Annotated in this window: 12 protein-coding genes; 7 read left to right on the plus strand and 5 right to left on the minus strand. The window is 41.3% G+C overall.

The window, feature by feature from the left end:
- Nucleotides 1-130 precede the first annotated feature (130 nt).
- From MIC7126_RS26965 to MIC7126_RS0101445, 3 genes are all read left to right on the plus strand, one after another.
- Nucleotides 131-733 (plus strand): hypothetical protein, encoded by a 603-nt coding sequence (locus MIC7126_RS26965; protein WP_017651335.1) that lies wholly within the window; start codon nucleotides 131-133, stop codon nucleotides 731-733.
- A gap of 87 nt (nucleotides 734-820) precedes the next feature.
- A complete protein-coding gene (locus MIC7126_RS31640) occupies nucleotides 821-2,470 on the plus strand; it encodes a hypothetical protein (protein WP_017651336.1) in 1,650 nt (549 codons plus the stop codon).
- A 9-nt stretch (nucleotides 2,471-2,479) separates the two neighbouring features.
- Nucleotides 2,480-3,763 carry an O-antigen ligase family protein gene (locus MIC7126_RS0101445; RefSeq protein WP_026099955.1) on the plus strand — a complete coding sequence of 428 codons (1,284 nt, stop codon included), beginning with the start codon at nucleotides 2,480-2,482 and terminating at the stop codon, nucleotides 3,761-3,763.
- A 170-nt stretch (nucleotides 3,764-3,933) separates the two neighbouring features.
- Here the strand turns inward: MIC7126_RS0101445 and MIC7126_RS28530 are convergent, their stop codons facing one another.
- From MIC7126_RS28530 to MIC7126_RS0101460, 3 genes are all read right to left on the minus strand, one after another.
- The gene (locus MIC7126_RS28530) at nucleotides 3,934-7,974 is read right to left on the minus strand and encodes a DUF4347 domain-containing protein (protein WP_081602983.1); all 4,041 of its coding nucleotides are present in this window, start codon (nucleotides 7,972-7,974) and stop codon (nucleotides 3,934-3,936) included.
- A gap of 265 nt (nucleotides 7,975-8,239) precedes the next feature.
- On the minus strand, nucleotides 8,240-8,932 hold the full coding sequence (locus MIC7126_RS0101455) for a response regulator transcription factor (protein WP_017651338.1): 693 nt from the start codon (nucleotides 8,930-8,932) through the stop codon (nucleotides 8,240-8,242).
- A gap of 52 nt (nucleotides 8,933-8,984) precedes the next feature.
- A complete protein-coding gene (locus MIC7126_RS0101460; protein ID WP_017651339.1) occupies nucleotides 8,985-10,106 on the minus strand; it encodes a sensor histidine kinase in 1,122 nt (373 codons plus the stop codon).
- A 752-nt stretch (nucleotides 10,107-10,858) separates the two neighbouring features.
- Here MIC7126_RS0101460 and kdpA point away from each other — a divergent pair.
- The 4 genes from kdpA (at nucleotide 10,859) to MIC7126_RS0101480 (ending at nucleotide 16,773) form a co-directional block, all read left to right on the plus strand.
- A complete protein-coding gene (kdpA, locus tag MIC7126_RS0101465) occupies nucleotides 10,859-12,544 on the plus strand; it encodes a potassium-transporting ATPase subunit KdpA (protein WP_017651340.1) in 1,686 nt (561 codons plus the stop codon).
- Between the two features lie 176 nt (nucleotides 12,545-12,720).
- Entirely contained in the window at nucleotides 12,721-14,826 is a 2,106-nt protein-coding gene (gene kdpB, locus MIC7126_RS0101470) for a potassium-transporting ATPase subunit KdpB (protein WP_017651341.1), read from the plus strand.
- A 126-nt stretch (nucleotides 14,827-14,952) separates the two neighbouring features.
- Entirely contained in the window at nucleotides 14,953-15,552 is a 600-nt protein-coding gene (gene kdpC / locus MIC7126_RS0101475) for a K(+)-transporting ATPase subunit C (protein ID WP_017651342.1), read from the plus strand.
- Nucleotides 15,553-15,663: 111 nt separating this feature from the next.
- Nucleotides 15,664-16,773 (plus strand): universal stress protein, encoded by a 1,110-nt coding sequence (locus MIC7126_RS0101480; protein WP_026099956.1) that lies wholly within the window; start codon nucleotides 15,664-15,666, stop codon nucleotides 16,771-16,773.
- 109 nt (nucleotides 16,774-16,882) lie between these two features.
- Here the strand turns inward: MIC7126_RS0101480 and MIC7126_RS0101485 are convergent, their stop codons facing one another.
- On the minus strand, nucleotides 16,883-17,683 hold the full coding sequence (locus MIC7126_RS0101485) for an Npun_F0296 family exosortase-dependent surface protein (RefSeq protein ID WP_238553589.1): 801 nt from the start codon (nucleotides 17,681-17,683) through the stop codon (nucleotides 16,883-16,885).
- A gap of 460 nt (nucleotides 17,684-18,143) precedes the next feature.
- Entirely contained in the window at nucleotides 18,144-19,763 is a 1,620-nt protein-coding gene (locus tag MIC7126_RS0101490) for a serine/threonine-protein kinase (protein WP_017651345.1), read from the minus strand.
- Between the last annotated feature and the right edge of the window lie 219 nt (nucleotides 19,764-19,982).

The raw sequence follows: 19,982 nt of genomic DNA on the forward strand, positions 1-19,982 counted from the left end.
AAGCAATATGCGGAAATTTTGTGCAACAGTTTTAGCTGTAGTTTCAGTCTTTTTCAGGATAATAGTATTAAGCAATACTCTAATCAGCATAATAGCCCGATAAAAAGTAGAAGCTCAGAGGATAATCAACATGTCATCTTGTGAATCAAATAATAGCAATACTTTAGAAGTAGATGGAATTCAATTTAAAACTTTTATGCCTAAGTGCATACTGCCAATTCCACCAAAGTTACCTAATTCTAAAACTCAGGTTCATTTTGGTATTCACATAACTAACAACACAGAAATTTCTCGACGTTTTTTACTATTCTTTGCACGCCCAGAATTCCTCCGAGCTAATAAACAAAAATTGCCGAGATCTGGCCCTAATGTAAATAGTAGCTACAATCCCCAGCTATCCGATTTTCAATTATTGATGCCTGGAGAAAGCGGATCTCTCCTATTGGAAGGATACTTCTACTGGGAGAACAATAAATTAAAGTTTTTATTTCTTGAAAAAGATGGGTCTTCTTGGATATTCAACGATTTTAATTATGGCAGATATTGGATTCTGTTTACTTATGAAAATCAGTACCCTACATGGGAACAAAGAGGTGATCGGAGTGATCCCATAGATTTAAAGCCAGTATGGCACGAACAAATTTACAACAACCCTAGAAGTGATATTACCAAGATAGTAGATATCTGGATAGGGAAGGTACATACAAGTCCTATCGAGTTTCACCTAATCTAATAGTGAACTGAATTACGGCATAATATCCATTTTTAACGCAGACACTTGTACTATTTGGCAACAATTTTTTGTATAAAGGAGATAAAAATGCAGTCAAGATATTATTTTTTTGCTGTGCTACCATCAATATTTTTAGCCATATTTAATACTCAGTCCAGCCATGCCGTCTCTATTATTTATGAAAAAGATATAGAGAATAATATTAGTTCTGATAAAGTTATATACAGAGTTGGAAATAGAGAAGGTCAAGCATCAGTAACTGAGATTAAACCGCTTCAGAGAGGCGGAACACCAGGTTTACTTCGCGTATTGCGAGATGCTTTTCCAGATTGGAGATTCTTGACAGCAGAACCTAAAGTCAATCCTCTATATAGCCTAAACGGTGAGTTTAGAGTTAATCAATATTATGCTTGTGGTAATCTCACGTCCTGCGGATTCCCTACAACTTCAACTTTAGTTGGCGGAGTTGGTGCATTACTTTCTGTTGAATATATTCCAGGAGAAGGAGATCCTGGGATAATAAACAATATTAATTGGATTCAGCGAGTTGTAAGTAATCATTCTGCAACTTCCGGAACACATGACGATAAAGAGGATATTTTAGATACTAGGTCAGTTGAGGAACCATTCTATTTCCCTAAGCAAGATTATAAACCCAATTTTTTTGACAGACCTTATAGAGGTGACTCTGAAAATAGTCATTACTGGAATGCTGAACTTTTCTTAGCTCAACGAATTGGAAGAGATACAGTTATGATTTATGACGGAATATCCTGGGGTTGGAGAAACCAAACAAAGCGTAGCCGTCAAGACTATTGTCCAGTTAGTAGTAATAATAGTGGTCAGAATTGTTCTTATTATGATTTTTCAGATAGCCTATCATCTGGTAATGAACAAGATAACTTCCAACTATCAAAACTCACTCCAGGGAAAAAATTTTATGCATACATTGATAATGACATAGCCGGAAATCAATGCAATCCAAATACCTACCTAACTGCATCTGGTATAAGAACTTTGATAAATGACGACGATAACAGTAGTGAAATAGGAGATGGATTTGCCTCTGCACTAACAGGTATTATACCTAATGATGGCGCTATCAACTTCAATGTTCGTGCTGCTAATCCCGGTGCTCGTGGTGAAGACAAAGGTAACTATGAGCTGAATGTTATGGTGTTTGATAATGAAGCAGATTTTCCCCATGTTGTTGGTAGCAGTGGTGGCGGTGGTGTAAGTACCGAACGCCCAGGTTTAACTCAACAAAATCCCATCCTTCCCAGCGCCAAAGAAGGAAACTGGCAAGTATTCCGCAACGTACCCGGTTGTCGCTGGTACGACCCACATACAACCTATGGCTTTGAATTCCAAGCACTAGATGACACTCTGTTTACAGAGATATTAGACTTCCCTATTGGAGACGACGATAGATTTACAGTTTCAGTCGGAGATAGAATACTCGGCGAATTTGGTGCAGGAGACAGTGTAGACTTCGTTTCCTTATTTGGTTCAGGTATTTCTAACTTTAAAATCACCGATATCGATTCCTTATTGGGTTCAACTGCAGAAACTGCTTTCCCTATTCAACTCGCATTTAATGACCGCAGAGGCAGTTTCAAAATGCGACCAATTTCTCAAGAAACCTCTCCTCAATCTACCCCCGAATCAACATCTGTATTAGGGCTATTAGCACTCACTGCATGGGGAATAATAAAGGCGATGAAAATTCGCCCATGACAAACAATCGTGAATCACCTCTACACCATTTTATTTTCCCTCAGCATCATTCTCATCAACCCCATCGGGTCAATGCGCGGGGAAATTTGGACTCAACCAAAAGTATTTGCCATTAGCCTCATCTGCATACTCAACTTTTTAAACCTCTGGGAAGAAAGAGAAAACCTCAAGCTACCCGAAAATTGGAAAATTACCAGACTGCTATGGGAAATATTTTTAGGAATCGGGTTAATTGCAACTCTTGTTAGTCCTTTCCCTTGGCATTCACTATTCGGTCAAGAACAAATGGGTGATGGCTGGCTTTACTGGCTGCTCATCGCTATCTTTACCCTCAGTAATAACCTACTACTAAAACTGTACCCAGAACTAGCACGTTCTCAACTCGTTGGTTTAGTAATTGGCGGCGTTATCCTGGCCCTGAGCGTTTTTCCTCAAGTCATTAACTGGCGCATTGACTATACTGGCACAAGCGGTCAATTGATACAGAGTCACATTCTAGCCAGTACCATCTTCCAAAATCAGCAGCCAATCGGTTTGTATTCCCATCGCGGTCATGCGTCATTTGTCCTCGCAGCAGTAGCAGTGATGACACTTGTTGGTTGGCAATGGCAATGGATAAATACACGTCTAGCTGTAGTCGCTGGCATCTTAATTATGCCAGCGTTACTGTTCACTCAGACCAGGGCGGGATTATTAGCCTTACTGGTAGCGACTATTTACCTATTAGGACGCAAGCATTATCAGCTTTTAGTAACAGCAGCACTGGTATGTCTGCTCATAATTGGTATCGCTACCAGTACTAGGCAGATTCATAATTCAACTGAGATTAAACAATTCACATCTGACCGAGTTTATCTGTGGCAAATAGCTAGCTATAGAATTAGTCTGCGTCCCTTACTTGGATGGGGAATGAATGGTTTCGGCACTGCTTATTCCTCTGTGCGACCCGGCAGAAAAATAACTAAAGTAATTCACTTGGGTGATTTTAGTTTCGACTACCAAGACGAAAATGGCCTGATTAAAACCGCACAACTACCCTCAGCTAAAGCGCACAATCTAATTTTAGATACAGTTATCTCCGTAGGCTTTCTGGGGCTGGCATCCTACCTTACCTTGTTAGCATGGTGTCTGTGGCAGATAATCCAATCCCCTTACCGTGGGATTGAAGCAGTCTTCATTGCCTATCTTGTCTTTACTTTCACTTGGTTTGAGTGCGCCCAATTTACGCATCTAGCTTGGTGGTCGCTCAGTATATTTGGTGCAATATCTCCTGTCTCGAAAATCATATCTTAAAACAGCTACTATCATCTGTTCGCTGAGTTTATTAATGGGCCCGAAAAGCTTGGTCAGACAGTTTCAAATTAAAATTTAACGTGCGCTTCCAACAGAGGCGCACGTTAAATTTAGGTGTGACTAAATCGAGGTATGAATAATGTAGAAACGTCTCTACAAAGTAGACTTTGTTACTGAATCAAAAAGTCACTTGCTACCAGTGAAAGAGTATTAGTCAGAGTGGCAAAATGAGCACCTCTACCAAAACCATCGGCAATGCCATTTTCGTTATAAAACAACTTACCATTAGTAGAGTTGTAAACAATCAAAGCTCTACTAGTTGCAGCCGCAACATCATTTTTGACAAATGCAAACTCGTTAGCAACACTGAAACCTTTACCAAGCACACTTTTTAAAGACGTGAAAGTATTTTTATAGAGGGTAATTCTGTCAGCCCCCGTCGTAAAATCAGTTATTATGTCCACACCAAAAGCGCTTGCATTAAAAGCAGAATTTGTCAAGTAATAACGGAATTGGTCATTACCAGCGCCACCAGTCAAAATATCATCACCGCTTTCACCGACAAAGATATCATTACCATTACCACCCAAAAGCTTGTCATTACCAGCGCCGCCAACAAGGAAGTCGTTACCGTCACCACCATCGAGGATGTCATCGCCACCAAAGCCATACAAAGAGTTGTCCAGATTGTTTCCTTGAATAGCATTATTGAGAGTATTACCTACTCCTGAAACGGCAATATTACCTACGAGAACTAAATTTTCCAGGTTAGTACCCAAAGTATAGTTGACGGATGCATAAATGGTATCTGTGCCGCCAGTGATAGTTTCTTCGATAGTGTCATTACCTCTGGTGTAGTAGTTGTCATTACCATCACCACCAATTAGGCGATTTTTGCCAGCACCACCATCGAGGGTGTCATTACCGCTACCACCGCTGAGAACGTCATCGCCATCTCCACCGCTGAGGTTGTCGTTGTTTTGTCCGCCGATAATCAAGTCCTTACCGGCGCTACCGATAGCGTTAATCTTGCCCAAAAAATTTGTGGCGTCAAAGTTCTCGAAGTTTGAGACAGTAAGATTAGAGATACCCTGGACTTGGTTGTTGGGATTCCGTAAATCTATGGTGATGGAGTCGGTGACACTACCACCAGTGAGCAAGAAAGTGTCTATTCCCGCCCCACCGTTAATTTGATCATTTTGCTGGAGGTTGGCGAATACAAGAGTAAAACTATCGTCACCACCTTGACCATTGATGATATCTGTCTTGTCTGTAGCGACAAATGTTTCCTTATTATCTGTGCCTGTGACAATGTTGACATTTTCAGGCATGGTGATGTTAATGCTAAAGTTGGTTTTGTTAGCTGCACCAGCGGTATCTGTAGCCGTCACTTTGATGTTCAAGCTGCCGATATCAGCGTAGTTAGAAGTACCACTGAAGGTGCGTGTAGTAGCATTGAAACTTAACCAACTAGGCAAAGCACCATCATTAGCAAGGGTGGCAGAATAAGTGAGGATATCTCCTTGGTCTGCATCAGCGAAGATGTTTGCAGGGACTTGAAATTTAAAGGCTATCCCAGCTTCTACTGCTTGGTTAGAGATAGTATTAGCAACGATGGGCGCTTCGTTAATATCCTTCACTGTGATGGTGAGGTCTTTTTCTAATTTGCCACCATGATTATCAGTGGTACGAACACGGATCATGTGGCTATTGCTGCTTTCAAAGTCCAGCAAGTTACCATTAGCAACAACAATCTGATTCCCATTGAGAGCAAAACGCCCCCCAGCATTGTTTAGCAGAGTATAAGTATAGGTGTTGCCAAAATCGGGGTCGGCCGCATACAAAGTACCCACCACAGTGTTATTACTGCTGTTCTCGGCAATAAAATTGTCACCAAGCTGAACATCTACCGGGTTGCGGTTAATGCTGACGGTGGCTGACTCTACATCACTGCTGAATGCTGAATTGCCGCCATTAATGCTGGCATTGACTCCAGTAGCACCGCTAACTGAACCATCAGTGCCATCCCAAGCGCGGAACTTGATGTCAGATGTGCCGTAAGAGTTGGAGTTAGGCACAAAGCGAACTCTGCTATTTGCTAGGAGTTCTACCCGTTGCAAGTTAATATCAGCTTGGGCAGAGGTAGTGTTATCACCTAAAAATACAAAGTTAGCTCTTTCGTATGGGTCGTAGGAGAGAGGTGTTCCTAAAGGCCCGGCTTTGGTATGGTCGAAAGCTGTGTAGTTACGCAGGGAACCTTTGAGAATTGGTGCGACTCCACCCGCTGCAAATAGAGAATATGTGTCGCCTTGGATTGTTAAATCGTAGCGGGTGAGTTGTTTCTTGGTGTCGTATAAGACAGTTTCTGTGGCGCTATGAGTAAATAGTGTTCTACTAGAGCCTATAGGCGTGTTAGGCCCATCGTTTTGTGCCCAAATTTGATCTTCCCAAAAGCCAAGCTCAATTGCTTTGGTGTTGTCGCTAGTCACAACAATGACGCTGAAACCAGCCCGGTCTTGAATACCATCGTTGTTATCATCACTGCTGTGGCTTTCGCTGTTGATTTTGAGATCAAAACTCAGAGTAAAGCCTTGGTTGCGGTCAAGAACCGGAAATGCAGGGTTTAAGGGTATTGGTAAACCACCATTGTAGTTACTGTAACCAGCGCCTCCCTCTTTGGTACTGACTAGTTTAGTTTCACCACCGTTGATGGTCTGAGTGCCTCCTGATGCTACAGCACCAATAGCAGGAGTAGCGCTAAACTGGAGCCAGCCTTGAGTGTTGGGTGCGCCACCTAACGAGCCGTTGTAGAGAGGTGTCAAGCCTGCTAGAACCGTAGCTGAGTTGTCTGACACATTACCGAAGTTTATCCAGGTAGCGCCGCTATTGAGGGAGTATTGCCATTTACCGTTGCCGGTTAAATCGGTTACAGCAATTCCTTGAGCATTCTTGTTGATATCAGTAATCGAATTTTTGATCAGGTCGGCAACTAAAATTCCTTTATTATTGGCATCAGTGATATCTTCATTAATCGTTGGCAGCTTTGGCTCACCATCTTTATTCAATACAGGTGCCTCGTTCCTACGCAAGCTGTTAATCCAGGTCGTGTTATCTCCACCGTTGGCTAAACCAGGATTAGCAGCTGCAGCATTAAAATCACTTGACCAGTTATTACCTGATGCTGTGTTACCTAGGTAAGCGCTGGCTTGACCAGCTTTAGGAGTAGAAGTTCTAGAAAATTTAGCTATTTCCACCCCGTTCTGATTGATGAATCGAGGGATATCAGTATTATCATTATTAGCAAAAGCACCATTTGTTGCCCAACCAATTACCCCATTAATGGCAAATAATCCTGTGTTATTTCGAGACGATATTTGTAGTACATAATCTCCTTTAGCCGGGTCGTAAGTTAAGTCTGGAATAATAGTACTGTCAACATCATTGCCGTTATAAAGCACTATTAAAGTTCCAGCCTTCAATGATTTGAACCCTTCACCAAATAGCTCGATGTTAAGTTGATTATTACCATCAGCTAATTTGTGATACTGTAGATCTAGGTTATCTTTAACAACAAGAATCTCCACCCATTCTTTACCGCCACCGTTACCTTGAGAAAATTCGTTGATGATGACATCTCCAGCGATGGCTAAAACTGAGCTATAAGTCTGCATTACTTCAGTTTTAAATGCCAAGGTAGAGTTAATTGCACCAATTTCAAATTCTAAATTCCAGTCACCACCTAATTTTGAGCTACCTGTTTTGTTAGTCGAAGCAGCAATATTTGCTTGAGTTAATTGACTGATTTGCTGCACAAATTTTGTGCCTTCACCACTGGCGACATCGCAACCATAAAGTAAAATATCTGCATCATAAGTTAAAGAATTTGCCCATTGTTGTAACTGATGACTATAAAATATGATATTTTCTGCATTAAGTTGAGTTGCTCCCAGTTGCAAGCTACCTTGGCTACCGTGAGAAACGATGTGAACTGACTTAAATTGACCTGTGGCTAAGGATTCTGTGATTTGGGCTATGCCGTCTTTTTTTGGGTCAAGGAGCACAACTCGAAATCCCGGTTTTAACCCGACTATTAGACTGTGATAATCAGCAACTGCTGTGTCTATAAAAACGATATCTTTAATAGCAATTGAGAATGTTTGAACATAATTAATCTGGTTTGTAAAAGTTTTATTTTCTAGTAGTTGCATCATAATTTTTAGGTTAAATGGAATTTTTGGACTAGCCGATATTAACGATATCTAAGTGCAATTTATGCCAAATAAAAAACAATTACCACAGTGATAATACGTGGCAATTTTTATATATTAGAAATGAAAATATAGCTAGATAAATCAATCTATGTCTGATGCTGTATCTAGTGTAGAAAATGCTTGTTAGGCATGAATATTAGGTTAGGCGAATTACCTATAAAATCACAATCTTGATGAAGTTATGGTGAATCAAATACCATCAAAGCTATTTAATCAGTAGTTCTGGTGATACTAATCCTTTTTGAATAGCTAAAACTGCAGCTTGAGTGCGATCGCGCACTTCTAATTTCTGTAAAATGGCATGAATATGCACCCGTACTGTACCGGGTACGATGTAGAGAATTTCAGCAATTTCTTGATTGCTTTTACCAGTTGCTACCAGCGCCAAGATTTCCTGCTCTCGCTTGGTTAAAGGATTTTCGAGAGTTTGGGTTGGTTTTTCTAAGGGTGCGGGTGTGGAATTACTTTCTAACGCTGCTCTAATTTCTGTTGTCGCTGTTTGATCCCACCAGGAAGCACCAGCAGCGACTGAACGTAACGCTAATATTAAAGATTCAGGTGGAATACCCTTGAGACAGTATCCTTGCGCTCCTGCGGAAATTAACTTTGTAATTAGGGGTTTTTCTGTACGAGACGTTAACACCAGAATTGGTAAGTTGGGTTGCTGTTGTTTAATCTGGCGACATGCTTCAATCCCGCCAATTCCTGGTAAACCTATATCTAGTAAGACTAAATTCAGGGGATAGCGTTTTGCCAATTCTACAGCTTGTTCCCCATCTTCTGCTTCTGCGACAATTTCCAGACCCGTTTCCTGCTCTAGACGTACCTTTAAACCAAGGCGAAACAGTTCGTCGTCTTCCACGAGTAGGATTTTGATTGCATTAGCCGATTTTGTCATTCGTTATTTGTGATTTTCTTTCATTTTCCTTGTCTACCCTATTCTTGATTCCTCATGCTTCGTCGTCTACATTTGTGGGTGGTAGACAAGCGGGGAGTCGGAAGCCGAAGAGGGCGCCTCGTGGAGAGCGATTCTCTGCCCAAATTGTACCTTTATGTGCGGCAATAATTTGCCTGGTTAGGTATAGCCCTAATCCAGATCCGGGTACGTGGCGATCGCTATGTCCTTGATAAAACCGCTCAAATAAGTGCGGTAACTCTTCTGCGGTAAAGCCAGGGCCGTTATCAAGTATTTTTACGACCTGATTTTCCGAATCGCTTTCGAGTACTACTTCTACTTTACTGCCACGGGGGGTGTGGTTAATGCCGTTGATCAGAAGATTACTAAACACACGCCCTAGTTGCAAAGCATCGCCATTTACCCAGGAAAAACGGCGGTAATCTGATTCTCCATAATGGATCGTTACATATATTTGGCGCGTTCTGGCTAATTCACCCAAGGTAGCAATGACTTCTTGTGCTAAAGCTTCTAAGTTAACGGGTAGTATATTCAGTTTTAATCCCTCAGCATCATTTCGGTACACATCCAACAGTGTTTGTACTAATTGGAGTGTGCGATGATGACTGCGAGTCATTGTTTGCAGAACTTTGTCTTGGGTAGGTGTCACTTCACCAAATTGACCACTTTGAAAATATTTGAGCGTTTCCATTGCTCCTAACAGGGGTGTTTTCAAATCGTGAGTCAGAGTAGAAACAAAATCTTCACGCATCCTAGCTAGTTGTTTTTGAGAGCGTAATTTTGCTTTTGTATCTGCGATCGCTTCTTCATTATGGCGGTTACGTTGGCTCAACCATCCTGTTACTAATAGTGCTAATACCGCAATCAAGCGATTTGCTATTGTGGAGGGATCAATCTTTTCTAGGGACGGGATCAACAAGTTGAGTAGTGTTAATCCTACTGATGCTAAGGTAACACCAAACATTGCTGCACGATTTAATCGTGAGCTGGCTAACAAAATTGTTCCTGTATACAGGTAGCCAAATACATACCGAGGTGGTGTCAAATATTCTAGGGCTATAACTACGGCAAAGGCAATTCCTATTAGCCAGTATATCTGCCAAGGTTCCTCAAAATTAAAACTACTCTTTTTTAGAGCTAAAAATCGAGGTAACATACTTGTTTTTTTCTGATATTAATTTCATTAAGAAGGAACTCTTAACGGGGAACAGAGAACAGGGAAATCCCCATACTTAAAAGCAGGGGATTTGAAGCGGACGTATTTTTTCTGGCGCTGTGCGTCGCAAAATAAATGTTTTTATTTTTTTTCATAAATAAATTCAGGGGCTTCAAACCCATATTCTTCGGGGCTTGGTAAGACTATAGGAATCCGATTTGATTACTGAAACTATTTGCGTAGTTAGAGAACAGGGAACAGCATCCCTATTTTTTAAATATATCTATTAGCTATTATCAACTTCTCTCAGCTAAACACATTGTCTGCCATAGACGATTATTTTTTTTCAAAAATGTTCAATGAGCAATATAATTTTATTTTTTCCTAACCTCTTTTACCTCAAAACGCAAAGTTGTGTAAACTTATACTAGATTTTGAAGAATTTTATGTAATAAAAATATCATAAAATACTATATACACGAAAGTAGCGACTTGCAAAAATATATTGTATAAACAAATAATATCAATGAGAAATCATAGACAACTGTGAGTAAAATTCAAATGTTATTGACGGAAACTTAAAAAATCATTTAAACAATAGTGACGGCGAAAAGAGGCAAATTTAGATTTAGTAAATCTCAAGGAAATTGAGACGTTACCCGATGTCTCATTCCACAAATTGCCAAACAGCTAATGTATTAGTTCTAAAAATTTAGCTGTTGATTACTTAAATATAATTGAGCAGAAAATACATGGGACAAGGTTTTTTACAAATTGGCTTAACACTCGCTATTGTCATACTAATCACTCCAGTTTTGGGAAGATACATAGCGCGTGTTTTTTTAGGAGAAAGAACACTGCTTGATCCTCTAATGAACCCCATAGAGCACAGTATCTATGTACTAGTTGGTGTGCGTAAAAAAGATGATATGAAGGGTGGACAATACGCCAGGGCAGTATTAGCCAGCAACTTCATTATGGGAATTGTAGTGTATTTCCTTGTATATTTTCAGAGATTATTGCCTTGGAATCCCAACGGTTTGGGTGCACCTACCTGGAGTGTAGTATTACACACTGTTGTTTCATTTGTGACAAACACTGACCAGCAACATTACACAGGTGAGACGACATTAAGCTATTTTAGCCAAGTAGCAGCCCTAGGCTTTTTAATGTTTACCTCCGCCGCTACGGGGTTGGCGGTGGGAATCGCCTTTATTCGGGGGTTAACAGGTAAATCACTGGGAAACTATTATATTGACTTGACCAGAGCAATTACACGGATTTTGTTACCCATTTGTGTAATCGGGGCGATCGCTCTACTCTTACTGGGAGTACCACAAACATTAGCGGGAACACTGGTGGTGAAAACCTTGGAAGGAAGCACACAGTATATAGCTAGAGGGCCAGTCGCATCCTTCGAGATGATCAAAATGTTAGGCGAGAACGGTGGTGGCTTTTTCGGTGTTAACTCGGCTCATCCCTTTGAAAATCCTAACAATGCTTCCAACTTAATCGAGATGATCGCCATGATTTCCATTCCCGCCGCCTTGATTTACACCTACGGTATATTTGCCAATAATATCAAACAGGCTTGGTTACTTTTCTGGATGGTGTTAGCAATTTTTGTGGTGTTGGTGGGGATAGCAGCTACAGGAGAATTACAAGGTAATCCCCTAGTAAACGCCTCCCTGGGCTGGGAAGAGCCGAATTTAGAAGGTAAAGAAATCCGATTTGGTTGGGCGCAGACAGCATTATGGGGCGTGATGACTACCGCTACCATGTGCGGTGGTGTCAATGGAATGCATGACTCCTTCATGCCTCAAGGAATATTTTCTACCTTATTCAACATGTTCGTGCAAATTATCTGGGGAGGACAGGGTACAGGAACAGCTTACTTATTCGTTTATCTAATACTCACCGTGTTTTTAACAGGATTAATGGTGGGACGCACCCCAGAATTTTTAGGGCGTAAAATTGAAAAACGGGAAATTATCCTCGCCAGCGTAGTACTGTTAATTCACCCCATCACCGTTTTGATTCCCAGTGCGATCGCTCTAGCTTATCCCGTCTCTTTATCTGGAATTACCAACCCTGGTTTTCATGGTGTTTCTCAAGTGGTTTATGAATTCGCCTCAGCGGGTGCTAACAATGGTTCCGGCTTAGAGGGATTAAAAGATAACACTCTGTGGTGGAATTTAAGCACCAGCTTCAGCATGTTAGTAGGACGTTACATCCCCATGATTGCTCTGTTAATCTTGGCGGAAAGTATGTCTCATAAACCAGTAGTTCCCGAAACTCCAGGTACTCTCAAAACCGATTCTCTACTATTTACCAGTGTCACATCCATAGTAATTGTCATTTTAGGGGTACTCACCTTCTTTCCCGTCTTGGCTTTAGGCCCCCTAGCCGAGAGCTTTAAACTCGCTGCTGGTAGCTAGAAAAGTTAGGGAGATGAGAAAGATGAGGAGGAATCAATAATTTACGAAAAGAGGTAAAGGTTTAAAGCCTCGTTCCTCGTGAGGGGCTTAGTTTTCCCCGTTCCCTGTTCCCTGTTCCCTTTCACTTGTTCTCTCATCTTCCCCCCACTACTGCATCTCCTCACACAATAAAATTCATGAATCAAGTTGTAACTACCGCCAAATCTAAATCTCCACGTTCTCGGGGAGGCGATCGCCGTCCATCCCGCAAAAAAGCGAAAATAAATAGCAAATGGCTCTACCTCAGAGCCATCAAAGATGCATTTCTCAAGCTTAATCCCAAAGATGCAGTCAAAAACCCGGTGATGTTTGTGGTTTGGATGGGAACACTCATCACTTTATCGGTAACAATTGACCCCAATCTGTTCGGCCCATCCCAGGGAAAGAACCCACAACTTTTCAACGGCTTGTTAACAGTAATTTTATTCTTCACCGTGTGGTTTGCCAATTTCGCCGAAGCCATGGCGGAAGGAAGAGGTAAAGCCCAAGCGGATGCATTGCGGTCAACAAAATCCGAGACAATCGCCAAAAAACTGGCAGTTGATGGTAGTATTAGCGAAATTTCTTCTACCAGTCTCAGACAAGGTGACACAATCTACGTCGTTGCTGGTGATATCATTCCTGCTGATGGTGAAGTGATTATGGGTGTCGCCTCAGTAGATGAATCAGCGATTACTGGGGAATCTGCGCCAGTTCTGAAAGAATCAGGTTCTGATGTTGCTAGTTCCGTCACCGGTGGGACTCGGATTATCTCCGATGAACTGATTATCCGCATCACTACTGACCCAGGTAAAGGTTTTATTGACCGGATGATTGCGTTAGTCGAAGGCGCAGAACGCAGTAAAACACCGAACGAAATCGCCCTGACGGTGTTATTAGCAGTTTTGAGTTTAGTATTTTTATTTGTGGTGACAACGTTACCAGCGATCGCCTACTATGTCGATAGTCCAGTCAGCGTCTCCATTTTAGTTGCTCTGTTGGTAGCCTTGATCCCCACAACCATCGGCGGGTTACTCAGTGCGATCGGGATTGCTGGTATGGATCGAGTCGCGCAATTTAATGTGATTGCTACTTCCGGACGAGCAGTGGAAGCCTGCGGAGATATTAACACCCTCATCCTCGACAAAACAGGTACAATAACCCTCGGTAATCGTCTAGCCGAGGAGTTTATCCCCGTCAACGGTCACTCTTTAGAAGAGATTGCCAATGTAGCTTGGACAGCTAGTGTGTTTGATGATACCCCAGAAGGCAAATCAATCGTCCGCCTAGCAGAAAATTTAGGCGTCAAAGTTGATCTCGATTACAACCAAGCCCAAGGTGTTGAATTCTCCGCCAAAACCCGCATGAGTGGGACAAACTTACCCGGTGGGCGCGAGGCCAGAAAAGGTGCAGTTGGTGCAATTAAAGGATTTGTTCGCTCCCGCAATGGACACGATACACCCGAATTAGACGCAGCTTATGAAAGAGTTTCTCAACAGGGAGGTACACCCCTAGCAGTTTGCTTAGATCACGAAGTCTACGGCGTCATTTATCTCAAAGATATTGTCAAACCCGGTATCCGCGAACGTTTTGACCAGTTGCGACGCATGGGAGTACGTACCATCATGCTGACTGGAGACAACCGCATTACCGCCGCAGTTATTGCTAAAGAAGCCGGGGTAGACGACTTCATCGCCGAAGCTACTCCAGAAGACAAAATCAGCGTCATCCAACGAGAACAAGCGCAAGGTAAATTAGTCGCCATGACGGGAGATGGGACTAACGATGCTCCCGCCCTCGCACAAGCAAATGTTGGCGTAGCAATGAATACAGGTACTCAAGCAGCAAAAGAAGCCGCTAACATGGTGGATTTGGATTCAGACCCCACAAAGCTGATTGATATCGTTACTATTGGTAAACAATTGCTCATGACTCGTGGAGCATTAACTACATTTTCTCTTGCGAATGATATTGCTAAATACTTTGCCATTATTCCAGTAATTTTTGCCTCCGCAAACTTGCAAAGTCTCAATATCATGCAGTTAACCAGTACTAATTCCGCCGTGTTATCAGCATTGATTTACAACGCCTTGATTATCCCTGCTTTAATTCCTCTAGCTTTGCAAGGCGTACAATTTCGACCTTTGACAGCTAATCAATTATTGCAACGCAATATCCTCATCTATGGCTTAGGTGGAGTGATTGTGCCGTTCATCGCTATTAAGTTAATAGATATGCTGATAACGGCAGTAGGGTTAACTTAAAATAATTGATAATTAAGTTTGTTCATGGCAATTGAAAATAGCAAAATGCACTCATCAGGCAGCAAGAAAATTACGCCAGCATAAGTAATAAAATTCAAAATTCGCAATTAAATTTACAAGTTTTTTATGTTTATTATTCGAGAAATCATCAGAGCAGTTCGCATCACTCTTGTGCTTTGGTTATTAACAGCTATTATTTATCCTTTGCTGATTCTTGTTGTCGGTCAAGTTTTCTTACCCGCACAAGCAAACGGTAGTGTGATGGTGAATATTGATAATCAACCAATCGGTTCAGCCTTGATTGGTCAAGTATTCACATCTGAGCAATACTTCCACAGTCGTCCGAGTACAGTGAGATATAGTCAAGGAAAAAAAGCTAGACCAACTGGTATATCTGGTGCTAGTAACCTTGCTCCTAGTAATCCAGAATTAATGAACAGAATTTTAGAACAAGCTAATCAATTTCGAGATGAAAATATTCAAGCTACTGCTGATTTAATTTACACTTCCGGCTCTGGTTTAGACCCGCATATTTCTATTAAAGCCGCTAGACAACAGTTAGAAAGAGTAGCTCGGGCTAGAGGTATTCCCGAAAATGAAATATTACCTTTAATTAATAAATATACCGATGGGAGGTTTTTGTGGTTGTTTGGCGAACCAGGAGTAAACGTTTTGCGATTAAATTACGCTCTTGATTTACAAGAATTCAACCGCAAGCAAAATTAATAAATTCAGTTAAGAATATAAATATCTACCAATAGTGATATGCTTGACGGTGTTTATACTTGTTAAGCTGGCACTAAATCCTTGGCTTCCATAAGTTCTTCCCTTTATCCTATGCGACGGGGTAAACACAAAATCTTTATCGGTATGGCTCCTGGTGTAGGCAAAACCTTTCGGATGCTGGAAGAAGGACACGCGCTGAAACAGGAAGGTATTGATGTCGTCGTGGGGCTTTTGGAAACCCACGGACGGAAGGAAACGATGGAAAAGGGGGAGGGGTTAGAAATTGTCCCTCGTCAGCGAATTCTGCGTGGTGGTTTGACGCTGACAGAAATGGATACAGACGCGATTTTCAAGCGATCGCCCCAATTAGCGTTAATCGATGAACTCGCTCACACCAACGTCCCTGGTTCGCTGCGCGAAAAACGCTACGAAGATGTACAACTGATTTTAGCTGCAGGTATCGATGTCTACTCGACAATGAATATCCAGCACCTCGAAAGTCTCAACGATTTAGTAGCAAGAATCACAGGTATAGTTGTCAGAGAACGAGTCCCCGACAGGATTTTAGAAGACGCTGATGAGGTGGTAGTAGTTGATGTTACTCCAGAAACTCTGCAAGAACGGTTGATCGAAGGCAAAATTTATGCACCAGAAAAAATTCAACAATCCATAGATAACTTTTTTCAGCGCCGTAACCTAATTGCATTGCGGGAATTAGCATTGCGGGAAGTAGCAGACAACATTGAGGAAGATGCGATCGCATCTAGCCCGAATGGCGAATTCTGCAATATTCATGAGCGAGTTTTGGTATGTGTTTCCACTTATCCCAACTCAGTGCAGTTGTTACGCCGGGGTGCTAGGCTAGCTAGCTACATGAACGCACCGCTTTATGTTGTCTTTGTAGCCGACCCAGAACGTTTCCTCACCAAGGAAGAAAGCTTACATATCCACACTTGTGAAAAACTGTGCAAAGAATTTGAAGGTACTTTTTTGCGAGTCACCAACAGTAACGTTGCTAAAGCGATCGCTGAAGTAGCACAGAAATATCATATCACCCAAATTGTCATCGGTGAAAGCCAGCGAACCTCCTTCGGAGGCGCTTTGCTAACGCGCTGGCAAATGTTTCTTAAAGGTTCTTTAACTCAAAGATTAGTCCGTTTACTTAAAAACGTTGATCTACACATCATCAGCAGTGAAAAAACATCCTCCTCCAAACGCTGACTCTTATCTCCCATGCAAAAATTAAGCGAAGAATCTCAGTGATTCCTCGCTTGAAAAAATAATCAGTTTTATCTCTGCTTAATTTGAATATCTTTTTAATTGTCAATCTTTAGGCAGATTGTCTGACACTTTTTAATTTTTGGTTCTTGCGCTTGAGTAGAAATACACCACCAACAGCCAGCATCCCTAAAGTAACACTAGGTTCAGGTACAGATGTAGGATCTTCAAAATCAAAACGTCCGGTTCCCGCACGGAAAGAGTAGTTATCACTTTCAAATCCACCACCACCAGTTTGACTGATGACGATTTTGTTAAAGTTATCTAGTTTACTATCAGAATAGAAATGGAGAAAACCGTTACCTTCACCGTAATGCTGTTCAGCGCGAATTGGTGCAACTGGGTCAACATCCTCTGTGCTGAATGACTTAATTAAGGTGTCGTCTTTGTAGAAAGAAAAAACGTTACCACCGCTAATAGCACCCCAGTCAATACCAAAATAATTGAGCGTCTTTTCTAGATTAATGGTGACATCATTACCTTGGAAAACCGCCAAGTAATTGGTTTTATTAACTTCGCCGTTAGCGCCTGCAGGTGCCCACCGATCGGAGCGAACACTACTGCTACCGTCATTCTTTTGAAACGAGTATTTGGCAAATCCGGTAGTTGGTGCGATACCGCTATTAAAGTCAATAGTTGTTGTACCTGGAAGCGCAAAAAAGTCAGAATACGCACCTTGGTCAGTGACACCATTAGGGCCAGCTACCCCTGTAGTCACCTTAAAGGAAATCGCATGAGCAGAGCCGGCGTAGGTCAATGAAGCGATCGCAGATACGGATAAAGCCGCAATACAAGCAATTTTCTTGAGAAACATGGTTGTTAGTTCCTGTAATTTCCTGTGTTCATCAGCCATTATGTGATTGATTGACTACGACACACCAGGAGAGAATTACGGGATTTTTAATTACTCTTAAACAGCTATATTATGTATGTTTTTTTACTTACTAAAAATTGAAAAATAGTGTTTCTATTGAGCAATTATATTAAATGTATATCTTTATTGTATTTTAATTGTGAAGTAGCTAGGAAACAATCTTATCTGTATAAAAAAAGTATAGTTTTAATAAAAATTTGAAACAATTTTTATTTCATTATAAATATGACATATTAATTTTTTAAAAAAAACAGTAATAAATATAAACAAATATGAACGCAGTTAACCTACGTCCATATTTTTAGTTCATTTCTAGTTTGATTAAAATCAGTTGTAATTAAGTAGATAAATCAATTACTGAATAGTATTAATTGAATTAAGAAATACTAAAAAAAATTAATTCCCATTTTTTATATCGGCTTTGCAAATCGCTATAGAATTACAACAAACCTCGTTTACCATTAGGACGCACCGTTAGCCAATTAGTTTTAGCCAATGACAACTGTTCTTCAGATATTTTTGCCCCCATGAGATTGGCTCCGCACAAATTAGCTCCCCGGAGATTAGCGTTGCTAAAATAAGCATAGCTAAGGTCAGCACCTCGGAGGTCTACGCCTTCTAAATCTGCATTGTTGAAGTAAGCTTTACTCAAATTAGCATCCTTGAGATTAGCACGAGTTAGACTAGCTCTACCAAAGTCGCTATGATGCAGATTAGCTCCTTGGAGATTAGTTTTTCGTAATTGTGCCGAATGGAAATTCGTCTCAGATAAGTCAGCACCTTGCAAGTTCAACATACTCAAATTGTGTTGAGCAAAATCTCGCCTTCCTTTAAGATAAGCACTAAGTAAACCTTGAGTATCGAACTTACGTGCAACTTGAGAATTTTGACCTTGTGAACCATTACTATTAGTGCTACCCAAAGTTGTTTGTTTTGCGATTTGACTTCCTGCGTGCATTTTTGCTGTGTGTAACCCAGCGGCTTCTGCTGCTTTAGCTCGTCTAGCCCGAATTGCGGCTGCTACCTGGGCCACTCCTGAACTGGTGGGATTAGAAGTGGAACCATTGCATAAAATACTAGAATCACCGCGGTGGTTACGGGCCGATTCCTTGAAGTTAACGTCAGATTTGACAAGTAAGCCTTGAGCTAAACTTTCTAGATACGGCTCCATCTCTAGTCCTCTGAGTACTTCTTCAGCTGACTGATAGCGATTGCGTACTGATACTTCCAACATTTTCCGCAGGACACCTTTGAGGTGGTCACTAATTTGGACAAGCTCCTCCCACAACATTTCACCAGTTGTGGGATTGTAGTCCAAATCTTTAGGAGACTTAGTGGTAAGTAAATAAATACAAGTGACTCCCAAAGCGTAAATATCACTAGCATAGACTGGGCGCATAGCCATTTGCTCTGGAGGTGCGAAACCGGGGGTACCGATAGCGTATGCAGTTAATGCTGTATGTTCTGATTGGTTTGTAATTGCTTGGGTGACTTGGTTTTTAACGGCGCCAAAGTCGATAAGAACCATTCTGGCATCTTGAGTGCGGCGAATTAAGTTGGCTGGTTTGATATCACGATGAATCACTTTGTGGTCATGGATATATTGCAGCACAGGTAGCATTTCACTCAAAAATTGCTTGATTCCCGCTTCGCTGAAATTACCTTTGCGTTTAACCTCTTGCTGGAGAGTAGCACCGCTGATGTATTCTTGAATTAAGTAAAATTGATGGTCTTCTTCAAAATAGTCCAGTAGTCTTGGTACTTGGGGATGATTACCGATTTTACCTAGGGTTTTGGCTTCTCGCTCAAAGAGTTCTCGCGCCATTTGCAAAACCTGTGGTGCGGTTGTGGAAGGACGAAGTTGCTTGATGACGCAGCTTGGTTCTCCTGGTAGGGATTGATCGCAGGCGAGGAAAGTGGCGCCGAAGCCACCCTGACCTAGCGGTTTGATTACTTGATAGCGATCGCTCAACAATAATTTGGAGCCACAAGACTGACACCTTTGGCTATGTGCCAAATTTTCTGGACTCGGACAGGTAGGGTTTAAGCAATAGCTCATGCACTGTCAACTCGCTGCTCAAAGAATGATTGTTGCTTTGCACTCTTTTCATTATTGAAAGCAGAATCAGTTTTTGCTAGGTAATTTTTGCTGGAAATGCTTTTAAGAGTTGTTAAAGTTACGTTGAAGTTGAGTCAAATTTTAGTAGTTTTACTATAGTTAAATATACTTAATTCGAGATTATATTACTTTGATTTTGAAGATACACTTAGGTTAAGC

Source organism: Fortiea contorta PCC 7126 (genome assembly GCF_000332295.1).
GTDB classification, from domain to species: domain Bacteria; phylum Cyanobacteriota; class Cyanobacteriia; order Cyanobacteriales; family Nostocaceae; genus Fortiea; species Fortiea contorta.